The sequence below is a fragment of the Vibrio sp. Vb1554 genome (genome assembly GCF_033344235.1).
In genome coordinates this window covers 215,687-228,114 of the sequence record NZ_JAWPOJ010000004.1, presented here as the reverse complement: position 1 = coordinate 228,114, position 12,428 = coordinate 215,687, and the positions used below count along the sequence as shown (strand labels likewise).

Annotated in this window: 12 protein-coding genes; 10 read left to right on the top strand and 2 right to left on the bottom strand. The window is 42.9% G+C overall.

Going from position 1 to position 12,428, the window contains the following annotated elements; genetic code table 11:
* The first annotated feature begins 42 nt into the window (after positions 1–42).
* Genes modA through modC form a run of 3 tightly spaced genes read left to right on the top strand, consistent with a single transcriptional unit; the run spans position 43 to position 2,618 of the window.
* Positions 43–798: a molybdate ABC transporter substrate-binding protein gene (gene modA, locus R8N28_RS05885; protein ID WP_065275320.1), complete on the top strand. Its 756-nt coding sequence runs from the start codon at positions 43–45 to the stop codon at positions 796–798.
* A 27-nt stretch (positions 799–825) separates the two neighbouring features.
* Complete coding sequence (gene modB, locus R8N28_RS05880; protein ID WP_054575444.1) at positions 826–1,515, top strand: molybdate ABC transporter permease subunit; 690 nt, start codon at positions 826–828, stop codon at positions 1,513–1,515.
* Complete coding sequence (gene modC, locus R8N28_RS05875; protein WP_065275319.1) at positions 1,512–2,618, top strand: molybdenum ABC transporter ATP-binding protein ModC; 1,107 nt, start codon at positions 1,512–1,514, stop codon at positions 2,616–2,618. Before modB ends, modC begins: the two co-directional genes overlap by 4 nt.
* 76 nt (positions 2,619–2,694) lie before the next feature.
* Here modC and R8N28_RS05870 read toward each other — a convergent pair whose 3' ends face one another.
* Positions 2,695–3,132: a DUF3069 domain-containing protein gene (locus R8N28_RS05870; protein ID WP_005376232.1), complete on the bottom strand. Its 438-nt coding sequence runs from the start codon at positions 3,130–3,132 to the stop codon at positions 2,695–2,697.
* 273 nt (positions 3,133–3,405) lie between these two features.
* Here R8N28_RS05870 and R8N28_RS05865 point away from each other — a divergent pair, with 273 nt between their 5' ends.
* A complete protein-coding gene (locus R8N28_RS05865) occupies positions 3,406–4,365 on the top strand; it encodes a diguanylate cyclase (RefSeq protein WP_017634619.1) in 960 nt (319 codons plus the stop codon).
* Between the two features lie 250 nt (positions 4,366–4,615).
* Here the strand turns inward: R8N28_RS05865 and R8N28_RS05860 are convergent, their stop codons facing one another.
* On the bottom strand, positions 4,616–5,854 hold the full coding sequence (locus R8N28_RS05860) for a sensor domain-containing diguanylate cyclase (RefSeq protein WP_065275318.1): 1,239 nt from the start codon (positions 5,852–5,854) through the stop codon (positions 4,616–4,618).
* Positions 5,855–6,107: 253 nt separating this feature from the next.
* Between R8N28_RS05860 and R8N28_RS05855 the strand changes: the two genes are divergently transcribed.
* The 6 genes from R8N28_RS05855 to vxrB all read left to right on the top strand — a co-directional run bounded on the left by R8N28_RS05855 (position 6,108) and on the right by vxrB (position 12,422).
* Entirely contained in the window at positions 6,108–6,476 is a 369-nt protein-coding gene (locus R8N28_RS05855; RefSeq protein WP_065275317.1) for a late competence development ComFB family protein, read from the top strand.
* A 41-nt stretch (positions 6,477–6,517) separates the two neighbouring features.
* Positions 6,518–6,799: an HlyU family transcriptional regulator gene (locus R8N28_RS05850; protein ID WP_005376244.1), complete on the top strand. Its 282-nt coding sequence runs from the start codon at positions 6,518–6,520 to the stop codon at positions 6,797–6,799.
* 434 nt (positions 6,800–7,233) lie between these two features.
* Entirely contained in the window at positions 7,234–8,790 is a 1,557-nt protein-coding gene (locus R8N28_RS05845; RefSeq protein WP_065275316.1) for a Re/Si-specific NAD(P)(+) transhydrogenase subunit alpha, read from the top strand.
* An 8-nt stretch (positions 8,791–8,798) separates the two neighbouring features.
* A complete protein-coding gene (gene pntB / locus R8N28_RS05840) occupies positions 8,799–10,175 on the top strand; it encodes a Re/Si-specific NAD(P)(+) transhydrogenase subunit beta (RefSeq protein ID WP_005376248.1) in 1,377 nt (458 codons plus the stop codon).
* Between the two features lie 155 nt (positions 10,176–10,330).
* Positions 10,331–11,785, top strand: a complete 1,455-nt coding sequence (gene vxrA / locus R8N28_RS05835; RefSeq protein ID WP_025767766.1) for a sensor histidine kinase VxrA — start codon at positions 10,331–10,333, stop codon at positions 11,783–11,785.
* Positions 11,760–12,422 (top strand): response regulator transcription factor VxrB, encoded by a 663-nt coding sequence (gene vxrB, locus R8N28_RS05830; RefSeq protein ID WP_005376251.1) that lies wholly within the window; start codon positions 11,760–11,762, stop codon positions 12,420–12,422. The genes vxrA and vxrB overlap by 26 nt, the downstream gene beginning before the upstream one ends.
* Positions 12,423–12,428 lie beyond the last annotated feature (6 nt).

The window sequence follows — 12,428 nt, the reverse complement described above, 5'->3', positions numbered from 1 at the left end:
AAATAACCTGTTCTTTCGCTTGCCTTGTATTGGAGTATCTCTATGAAAGCATGGAAACAGCATGCTTGCCTTGCGGCAGTATTAAGCATTTCATTTTCAGCAAACGCAGCAACGAACCTAAAAGTGTATGCAGCCTCTTCTATGACGAATGCGATTAACGAGATCGCGCAAAACTTTGAAGAAAAGTATGACGTTTCTATCACTCCCGTTTATGGTGGTTCTTCTTCTATCGCTCGACAAATTATCAATGGCGCACCAGCGGATGTATTCATTTCTGCGAACACGAAATGGATGGATTATTTGGTCGATAAAGACGTCATTTATCGTGACAATGTCACAAATCTAGTGCGCAATAGCTTAGTGTTGATTGCTCCCCAGTCTTCAGAATTAACCTCATTTAACTTTTCTGATACAAAGGCATGGGAGAAGGCATTGCATGGAAATCGTCTTGCTTTAGGCAATCCGACGTCAGTACCTGCTGGTATGTACGCGAAAGAGTCATTGACTACACTGGGTGTATGGAAAGCGGTTCAAACTCACGTCGCACCAGCAAAGAATGTGCGCTTAGCTTTGGCGTTGGTTGAACGTGGAGAAGCGCCTTTAGGTGTGGTCTACAAAACCGATGCTCAGTTAACTGATAAAGTCAAAATTCTCGGCGAATTTGCGAGTGATACGCATGCGGCTATTGTTTACCCGGCTGCAATTGTGAATGATTCTACTGAGTCGGAGCAGTTCTTCCAGTACCTAAAATCGGACGAAGCCGCACGCGTTTTTGCTCAATATGGCTTTCAGCAATAAACCGGCCTTCAATTATAGGAACTAAGCGTGACAGAACTGGAATACCAAGCCTTAATGTTAAGCCTCAAAGTAGGCGCGTACGCAGTACTTTGGCTGATTCCTCTCGGCGTTTTTCTTGCTTGGCTACTTTCTCGAAAAACGTTCTTTGGTAAATCGATTCTCGATAGCTTAATTCATTTACCACTGGTATTGCCGCCAGTGGTAATCGGCTATTTATTGTTGATTTCTTTAGGACGACAAGGGGTCCTTGGAAAGTGGCTCTATGAAAACTTAGGGGTAGTATTTAGCTTTAATTGGAAAGGGGCAGTAGTCGCTTGTATTGTCGTGGCTTTGCCTTTGATGGTTCGTTCAGTACGCTTAAGCTTAGATAGCGTCGACCCTAAATTGGAGCACGCAGCCTCTACGTTAGGCGCTTCTCCTTTAAAAGTGTTTCTCACCATCACGTTACCACTGACCATTCCCGGAATTATTACGGGCACGATGCTGTCATTTGCTCGTAGTCTTGGCGAATTCGGGGCGACGATCAGTTTCGTCTCTAACATTCCGGGTGAGACCCAAACGATTCCGCTGGCAATGTACAACTTTATTGAAACGCCAGGTGCAGAAATGCAGGCGGCTCGTCTGTGTATCATTTCTATCGCGTTAGCCTTGTCTACATTAATGATCTCTGAATGGCTAAATCGTAAAGCGGCAAGCAGATTGGGTGCGAAGCAATGACGATTAAAGTCCAATTTAAACAAATGCTTGGTGAGACTGACTTCGACATCAAACTTAAGTTACCCTGTAATGGAATTAGTGCCTTGTTTGGACGATCTGGTGCAGGTAAAACGACGTTGATTAACATCATCAGCGGATTAGTCACTCCAAGACAAGGGTATGTTGCGGTTGGTGAGCATGTTTTGTTTGACAGTGAACAGGGAATCAACCTACCAACGCACAAGCGTGGTATTGGTTATGTGTTTCAGGATTCACGTTTGTTTCCTCACTATTCGGTTCAAGGCAATTTGTTATATGGCGTTAAAGAAAAAGATGACGAGTATTTTGATGCAGTCACCGAACTCTTGTCTATCAAACCGTTACTAAAGCGCTTTCCGGTATCACTTTCTGGTGGTGAAAAGCAACGTGTTGCGATTGCGCGCGCATTGCTATCTAAACCCAATTTGCTTTTGATGGATGAGCCACTTGCCTCACTCGATATGCCAAGAAAGCGTGAGGTAATGCCTTTTCTCGAGGAGTTGTCGGAGAAGGTAAATATCCCTATTATCTATGTCACACACAGTCTCCAGGAAATTTTAAGGCTTGCTCAGCACCTTGCAATTATTGACCAAGGTAAAATTTCGAGTTCAGGTAAGCTTGAGGAAGTGTGGGCTTCTCATGTTATGCGTCCATGGCAATCTTTCTCAGATCAAAGCAGCTTATTTGAAGGCCGGATTGCTGAACATCATGAACGTTATGCACTGACTTGTATCAGCCTTGCACCTAATGTATTCCTGTGGGTGCAAAAGATCGACGGAACACCAGACACGCCAATACGCTTGCAAGTGCGTGCCAACGACGTTTCTATCACGCTCGAGCAACCCAAGGCGACGTCGATTCGAAATATTTTGCCTGCTATTGTCGATTCCATCGAGGCGTTTAACGCAGCCGATGACAAGCAGAGTATTAATGTATCACTCAAGCTAGACGAGAAATGTTATTTGTGGGCAACGATCACACCGTGGGCCCTTGATGATCTCAACCTAAAAGTTGGTAGCCGTGTTTTTGCACAAATTAAAGGTGTCAGTGTGACACAAAAAGATATGGCACTAGCGCCTCATTAACCGTTTAGACTGATTTACGCTTCATGATCAAAAAAGGCCGCAAAGTGCGGCCTTTGTTACTAGAAGAATGTCGGAATTACTTCGCGAATACTTCTTTGAATTCACGCTTAAGAAGTGGGTCACGACGTGCTTTCTTAAGTTGCTTAACCATGTCTTTCACACAGTTGTGAAGCACATTATCAAGTAGTTGAGCACGGTATTCTTCTTTATCTTCATCTGTCATGTTTTCTGGCAGATTAAGAGTAGGAAACTCTTCCATCACATTAATACCAGCGAATGCTTGGCCTACAGAAACTAGAGCATGAAACTGTTCAAAGTTGTCTAGAATGTTCTGTGCACTTGCTGGCATTTCGTCCCATGATTCACGTACCGCTTCTTCAGACACTTCATGGATAGAGGTAACCATTTCGAACATTTGCTCTGGAACTTCGTCAAATTCGATAACTTTACGTAGCTCTGGAGAAATGCTGGCTAGATCGATTTTTTTGCTTTCGCTGTTAGTTGCTTCTGACATGGTGTGTCTCTCATTACAAAAAGGCGGGAATATTAATACCAAATGCATCAAATAGCTATACCCATTAATCCACAAGATGACCAAAGTGAATGAGTTTGTTGAACTTCTGCTCACAGGCCATGATTAGATAGGGTAACGTCCAGTCTAACTGCTTTATGCAATGGATTCCGTGATATTCAAACAAAAATATAGCACTTAATTATGAGTCGAATGCAACAACTCTATGAGTATGGTATATGTTTAATAAAGACATAATTAAAAATGGAACGCGTTATGCAACCGACAGGGACATCGATGCGAATCCTTCTGGTTGACGATGTTCAGCTAGACAGGATGCAGTTGGCTATTCGTCTAAAGCAACTTGGACATATTGTAAAAGCCGTAGGTAGTGGACTAGAGGCGTTAAATACCTACGAGAGTTTTGATCCGGAACTGGTGTTGCTCGATATATCAATGCCAGATATGAACGGTTTTGAAGTCTCTCTTCATATAAGAGAAACGTTTCCGGATTGGATCCCAATTATTTTCTTGAGTAGTCACGAAGAGCCAGAAATGATTGCTAAAGCCATAGATGCGGGCGGTGATGACTATTTAATTAAGCCGGTAGATAAACTGGTACTAAACTCTAAACTTATCGCAATGCAGCGTATTGCTCATATGAGACGAGAGCTTAAGCAAGCGACAGCTCAATTAGAGCAAGTTAATCAACTTTTGACTCAGCAAGCGAATGAAGATGGCCTAACCAAACTCTATAACCGCCGTTATATCGACCATAAGTTGGAATCGATGGTTGCATGGCATGGCCGTCACAATATGCCAATGGCTTTGATTCTATTGGACGTCGATTTCTTTAAACCGTTTAATGATAATTACGGTCATATTGAAGGCGACCGTTGCTTGCAAGCGATTGCGAATCAACTAAAGGCGACGTTTTGTCGCTCTGGGGAATATGTAGGTCGATATGGTGGGGAAGAGTTTGTCGTGTTGCTAGGGTGTACCGACACTCAAACAGCAGAAAGAGAAGCCGAGCGTATACAAGAGGCTATGTATTTTCTCGATTACCCACATGAGTATTCTAGTGTGTCAAATAGAGTGACAGTGTCACAGGGTGTTTTTGTTTTTCAACCGACAGGGAAAGAAGTGCAATCAGACTTGTATGCAACCGTTGATAAAGCACTATATACATCGAAGTCTTTGGGAAGAAACACACATACTGTAGTTAATTCTTTTTAAAAACAAAATCTTATGAATGCCATTCTTTTTGTTGCGTTGTCACTTTTGGTGGTTATTTTAAAGCTAACTCAAAGTAAGATAGGCAAACAGTGCGAACGGAATGTCGCAATCGGGCGTATACCTTATACCTTTGATTAGATAGATAACATCGGGATAGTGGCAACGATGAGTGCAGTTATTATGCTGATGGGGAAGTTCGGTTTTGTTGTAAACCCAGACAAGCTTGTTAACTTTCACGATTGGTGAGGGTCTAACGAAGCTTTATGCAGTTACGTCCGGCCTTTTTCGCTTTGTAAAGAGCTTCGTCCGCTGATTTAATGACGTCCAGAGGAGCTTGCCCATTCCGGCTATCAGCAACTCCGAAACTTGCGGTAACAAAAACCGACTTTCTTTTCGAACTGTTGCTACCACGACGTTTTTGTCCTTGTTTATGGTTCTCAGGGCGAGATTCTTCATCGCGTAATATCATCTCGTATTCTGCAATCGATTTGCGAGCTTCTTCCAAAAAGTTCTTACATTCGTCAGCGTATTTGCCTTTAAAAACGATGGTAAATTCTTCTCCGCCAAATCGATAAACTTTTGCGCCGCCTGGGGTTTTAGTGAGGCGCGAAGCGACCATTTTTAGAACGTCATCACCAGTATCGTGACCGTAGGTGTCGTTAAACTTTTTAAAATGGTCAACATCAAGCATTGCGATCGTGAACTTCTTACCCATGTGTTTTAGATCGAGATCAAGTGCACGTCTGCTCGGAATCAGCGTTAGGCTATCGGTGAAAGCCAGTTGATGGCTAGCGGAAGCGGCATAAATAATGATAAGCAGCCCTGTTAGCGTAAACATGGTGCTTGATATGTACTGCACATCAAAGAAAATGAACGTCGCAGACGCCAATACCATGGCAGAGTAGGTCATCGCATGGATAATTTCATTCTTCTTTAAAACAAGGATTCCAAGAAAACAGACAATACCCACGCAATATAAAACAAGAATTAAAGGCAGTTTAGAGACCGTAGGTACAATAAATAAAATACCGCTTGTCCATTGTTCAAACCCTCCTTCAACGTAATATGCTAGCGTTAGATAAGACCAAAGAACGAACATTGCTAACATCAAGATGTAAGTCAACATGGCTCTAGAGTCAAAACCTTCTTTACTAAACAAAAATACCGTAAGAAACGAGACAGGAAGTAACGTGGCTAAAATGGTTAGCTCAAGTAAAGCGGTACCACTTTGAAGCGGGACTTGTAGGCGGTGCTGTATCACGAAGTAGGCTAGCAACATTGCCAAGCACACCATGGACTCTCTGCCTTGCTTAAATGAATAACAAAGGAGTAGCGCACAACCTAATAGTATGTACGGCAAGTTTGCGGCAATGCCCCAGTTTGCCTGAGTCATCTGAATAATGCTGTCCATGCCCGAACTCACTATGCCCAGTAGCAAAAAAGGGAATGAGAATCTGAAGCCTGATGAAGTCATTGACGATGAGGACATCTATTACAAACTGCCTGAAAATAGTTGACTATATAATTGGTTAGGTAAATCGTTTTATCAATATGGATATTTATCCGTTATTGAATTTCGAACTTTGAGAACTAGCAAGAATACGTCTATTTGTTCCTTTTCCCAAGTATTTTGGAAGACATTACGGCAAAAAGAGAGAGATTGATTAAATTAAGAGCAATCAATAAGTTGTTATAAACAAGTCGTTGCTATACTCATTTCATAGGAAAAAGGAGATTTATAGATGAAGATAAGCTCAGATGTGCACAACTACATGGAAACATTAGTAGGCCAGGTTCTCAGTTTGCCCGAATTTTTAGAACAGTATGACAACGAACAGTTAGCCGATATTGCTTGCCTTGCGCTTATCCAGCTCAAGCCTGTCTATATCCGTCATGATATTGATTTTTTGTCTTCACTTCCTGAACAAAAATTAAGCCAGTTTAAGCAAAGCGCGGATATAGCGGTGAAAAACGCCGCAGAAATGGTGAAAGAAGACAGGCGTAAGAACCGAGAGTATGATGTGCCTGTAATTTTTTCCCATACTAGTTATGATGATGACAAAGAGTTGGATTGGTATGAAAAACCGATCCTTAACGTTAATATTAAGTAAGAGTCGCTCAGTTGACTAGTGAGCTGACCCAAGGAGGAATCGTGGGATTTTTTTCGCGTTTGTTTGGTGGTAGTGAGAAAACGGTTGAAGCCAAAAATATCGAACCAGTTGAATATAAAGGTTTCCTTATTTACCCAGAGAGCCTTTCAGAGGGCGGACAATATCGCATCGCTGGTCGAATAGAAAAGCATGACAATGATGAAGTGAAAACACATCGGTTTATTCGCTCCGATTTACTTGGCTCAGAGCAAGATGCCAATGACCTTATGTTGAAGAAATCTCAAATGTTTATTGATCAAATGGGCGATAAAATCTTCGACTAGCAATTTACTGCAATTTGATTCCAGTCATCTTAAAAAGAGCCATTAGTGTATATGCTAGTGGCTCTTTCTTTTTAACGCTTAAATCTCTGTTAAGTCAGTATTTAATCGTTACCTGGTTAGACCTCAGTCTAGTACGGTGTTGCGTTGTTATTTTTCGAGCACAGAGCGACAATCATTCATTACTTAGCGTTATATGTAATGAAATTTAGTATTTAAATTACAAAACACTTGAAGTAATGAGACGCGTTCGATACAAACAGAATAATAACAGGGCTGTTAGTCAAGGTGTTATTGTGCAAATGGGTGTCCCCAAACATCATCTTTCGTTTGCAATTGTCTTGCGTGGTAAACAGATAGAAATAAAAAAGAATTAGAGTAGAGCGACGCTCTGTTTTGGGACTAATTTATTGATATGTATACAAGGAGTATGCGTTTTGCAAATCGGTGTACCTAAAGAGATACTCGCGGGTGAATCGCGAGTGGCTGCATCGCCGAAGTCGGTTGAGCAGTTAATAAAATTGGGATTCGATGTCGCGATCGAATCCCAAGCGGGGGTGCTAGCGAGTTTCGATGATGCCGCTTATGAAGCAGCTGGTGCGAAAATCGTTTCTAGTGAAGAAGTTTGGGTATCTGGCCTTATTTTAAAAGTTAATGCGCCAATTGTGGATGATGAGCAAAGCATTGACGAAATTGCGTTACTGCAAGATGGAGCAACACTGGTTAGCTTTATTTGGCCGGCTCAAAATGCTGAGTTGATGGAACAACTTTCAAGTAAGAACATTAACGTTCTTGCCATGGATTCCGTTCCTCGTATCTCACGTGCACAAGCCTTAGACGCGCTATCTTCGATGGCTAATATCGCTGGTTATCGTGCAGTGGTTGAGGCAGCTCATGAGTTTGGTCGTTTCTTTACAGGTCAAATTACGGCTGCCGGTAAAGTACCTCCAGCGAAAGTATTGGTTGCGGGTGCTGGCGTCGCTGGCTTGGCGGCTATCGGTGCTGCAGGTAGCTTAGGTGCCATTGTCCGTGCGTTTGACGTCCGCCCAGAAGTAAAAGAGCAAGTTGAATCGATGGGCGCTGAGTTCCTGACCGTTGACTTTCAAGAAGAGTCAGGCTCTGGGGATGGCTACGCAAAAGAAATGTCTGATGACTTCAACAAAAAAGCGGCAGAGTTATACGCAGAGCAAGCTAAAGATGTTGACATCATTATTACGACCGCGCTCATCCCTGGTAAACCTGCGCCGAAGTTGATCACCAAAGAAATGGTCGACAGCATGAAAGCGGGCAGTGTAATTGTCGACTTGGCAGCTGCTAATGGCGGTAACTGTGAATATACAGTGAAAGACCAAGTTATCATGACGGATAACGGCGTAAAAATTGTTGGTTACACTGACATGGTTGGTCGTTTGCCAACACAATCTTCTCAGCTTTACGCGACAAACCTTGTCAACCTTCTAAAACTGCTTTGTAAAGAGAAAGATGGCAACATCAATATTGATTTTGAAGATGTTGTTATCCGTGGCGTTACCGTGGTGAAAGCAGGTGAAGTTACTTGGCCAGCGCCACCAATTCAGGTTTCAGCTCAGCCGCAAGTGAAACAAGAACAGCCTGTAAAGCCAGAGCCTAAAGTAGAAGAACCTACGTCTCCAACGAAGAAAATTATTGGTGTGGCAGCGGCTGTTGGAGCCTTTGCATGGGTAGCATCGGTTGCTCCGGCAGCGTTTCTTTCTCACTTTACTGTATTTGTTCTAGCGTGTGTTGTCGGATACTACGTAGTATGGAATGTTACCCATGCACTTCATACTCCACTAATGTCAGTAACGAATGCTATCTCTGGCATTATTGTCGTTGGTGCATTACTGCAAATTGGACAAGGTAATGGCGTCGTTTCATTCCTATCTTTTATTGCCGTATTGATCGCGAGTATCAATATCTTCGGTGGTTTCACCGTCACCAAGCGTATGCTTGAAATGTTCCGCAAAGATAAATAGGAGTCACAATGTCTGCAGGATTAGTACAAGCAGCTTACATTGTTGCTGCATTATTTTTCATCATGAGTTTGGCGGGGCTTTCAAAGCAAGAGTCTGCTCGTAATGGTAACTACTACGGTATCGCTGGTATGACGATCGCGCTAATAGCGACGATCTTTAGCCCAGATGCGCAAGGTTTTGGTTGGATCATTATCGCGATGGCGATAGGTGGTGCGATCGGTATTTTCTATGCGAAGAAAGTAGAAATGACCGAGATGCCAGAACTGGTTGCGATTCTACACAGTTTTGTAGGTTTAGCTGCGGTTTTAGTTGGCTACAACAGCTACCTAGATGCGCCAGAAGCAGCAACACATGCTGAGCATGTTATCCACCTTGTAGAAGTATTCTTGGGTGTGTTCATCGGTGCCGTAACTTTCACCGGTTCAATTGTCGCATTTGGTAAGCTGCGTGGTGTGATTTCTTCGTCGCCACTTAATCTGCCTCATAAGCACAAAATGAACCTCGCAGCGGTTGTTATTTCTACGCTTCTTATGATCTACTTCGTAAAAGCAGATGGCAGCATGTTCGCTCTTATTGTGATGACTTTGATCGCGTTCGCATTCGGCTACCATTTAGTCGCTTCAATCGGTGGTGCAGATATGCCAGTTGTTGTCTCTATGTTGAACTCATACTCAGGTTGGGCAGCAGCGGCAGCAGGTTTCATGCTAGCAAATGATCTATTGATTGTAACAGGTGCTTTGGTAGGTTCATCAGGTGCGATTCTTTCTTACATCATGTGTAAAGCAATGAACCGTTCGTTTATCAGTGTTATTGCCGGTGGTTTTGGTCAAGAGATAGTGATTTCAGGTGACGAAGAGCAGGGCGAATATCGTGAAACAACGGCTGAAGAAGTTGCAGAGATGTTGAAGAACTCAAAATCAGTAATCATCACTCCAGGATATGGCATGGCAGTAGCTCAGGCACAATACCCTGTTCATGAAATTACTGATGTACTTCGTTCACAAGGTATTGAAGTTCGCTTTGGGATTCACCCAGTAGCGGGTCGTCTACCGGGGCATATGAATGTGTTACTCGCTGAAGCAAAAGTACCGTATGATATCGTTCTTGAAATGGATGAAATCAATGATGACTTTGCAGAAACCGATACCGTATTGGTTATCGGTGCTAACGATACGGTCAACCCAGCCGCACTGGAAGATCCGAACAGCCCAATCGCTGGTATGCCCGTATTGGAGGTATGGAACGCGAAAAACGTAGTGGTATTCAAGCGCTCAATGAATACTGGTTACGCAGGAGTACAGAACCCACTGTTCTTCAAAGAAAATACATCAATGCTATTTGGTGATGCGAAAGAAAGTGTTGAGTCTATTTTTAAAGCACTTTAACCATTCTTGATTTAAAACTATACAGGGTCAGCAATCGCTGGCCCTTTTTTGTTCCGTTTCAATGTTATAGTAATGCAAATCCTTCTGTTAGCAGATGTCAATTGCTTGTAGATTGATGTATAGTTTTGGCTAATGTAACAAGTGACGGTAACAGTTTGATTAAAAAGTTTTTGCTCGGTTTTGCAACTGTATTGCCGCTTTTTTCGGCACCTGCATTTTCCGATTCACTACCAGAAAGAATAGATACGTTTACAGAGCTATTTAACTATGAAGTAGCTCTTAAGTCGTACGATATTCGTATTCTGCAATCAAATTATCCTACCAAGTTACTTGCGCCAGATTCGCTTCTGCCGCAAACGTCTGACTATCCGTTAAAAGATATCCAACAGCTTTACAGCTTGGCGAATACTTGTCGTGGCAAATTACCATTAAGTCCTTTAATTACTGAGCCTTTAGTATTTACAAGGGCGATTTGTAAAGGGACGCAGCTGACACCTCGTTGGTTCTCGCGTAGTGGTCTCATTCACCCTGGTGGTGGGACGTATGCGGCACGTTATGTGGATAAGTATCCAGAACTCAAACCCAAACTATCTCAGTACATGCATATAAAAGAGCGTGATAACGAGGAAGGGGATGAGTTGCTAGAAAGCTTGAAAAACATGGATGACGACGCCATTAATGCTTTGATTGCAGGCGCGAGCATGTTTATTGAAGGTAACGAACTTTGGTTAAGACGTGGTGACCGTTACTTTGTTTTCGAGAAAGATATCTGGCAAGAGAACGTAGCGAATGCGGGTCTGTCATACGCTCTAGCGTCTCAAAGCAAAAGTTGCTTTGTTAAACGAGGTAATATTTGTTGGGATGTAGAAGATCACTCGCAAGTTTTGCGGATCAGTATGATCATACTGGTAATCGCCAATATTCTTTTGGTGATTGGTTGGGCGGTGTACCGTTGGAATAGCAAGCGAGAAGAACTACGTAGTAGAATGCTCGTGTTGCAAATTTTAACGCATGAGCTCAGAACACCGATTGCATCTCTGTCACTAACGGTTGAGGGCTTTCGTCGAGAGTTCGAGCATTTGCCTGAAAGTGTGTATGACGAATTCCGCAGATTGTGTGAAGATACGCGCCGCCTGCGTCAATTGGCAGAAGCGAGTAAAGATTATTTGCAATCTGATAACCAAATGCTTGCAACAGACTGGGTACCATCCGTTGCAGATTGGTTAGAATTTAAGATCGAAGAAGAATTTGATAGTGCCGTGCTTTTTAACATCAATGAAGATGTGGCTGCTAAAGTTAATGTGTACTGGTTAGGAACTTGTATCGATAACTTGCTTCGTAATGCGCTTAAGTACGGTGTCGCACCGGTTGAATTGGATGTCTCAACTAGTGAAGAAAAAATAGTATTCCAAGTCCGAGATGCAGGAGGCCTAACGGCTAAAGATTGGGCAAATTTGAAGAAACCGTTCGTAAGTAAGAGCGGGTTAGGACTTGGATTAACAATCGTTGAATCTATGGTAGGCCGCATGGGCGGAAAAATGTCCTTAATGGGACCACCTACAACTTTTATATTGGAGATACCTTGTGAAACAGACACTGCTTCTCGTTGAGGACGATAAAAACTTGGCTGACGGCCTGTTAGTAAGCCTGGAACAAGCAGGATATGAGTGTTTACATGTGGAGCGTATTGCAGACGTAGAGCCACAATGGAAAAAAGCTGACTTGGTAATTCTCGATCGCCAACTCCCAGATGGTGACTCTGTACAATGTCTCCCAGAATGGAAACAGATTAAAGACGTACCAGTTATCTTGTTAACGGCACTTGTTACCGTAAAAGATAAAGTTGCAGGCCTTGATTCCGGCGCGAACGACTACTTAACAAAGCCTTTTGCTGAGGCGGAGCTTTTTGCGAGAATCCGTGCACAGCTACGAGCACCGGATTCAGCAGAACAAAGCAACGCTGATAAAGTGATTACAAAAGACTTAGAGATTGACCGCTCGACTCGTGAAGTGACTTATAAAGACGAGCTAATTACGCTTACTCGAACAGAGTTTGATTTGCTGCTATTTTTGGCGTCAAACTTAGGTCGCGTGTTTACTCGTGATGAGCTACTTGACCACGTTTGGGGTTACAATCATTTCCCGACAACACGTACGGTTGATACACATGTACTACAGCTTCGTCAAAAACTGCCAGGACTGGAAATTGAAACACTTCGTGGTGTTGGCTACAAGATGAAAGCATAAGTCGTA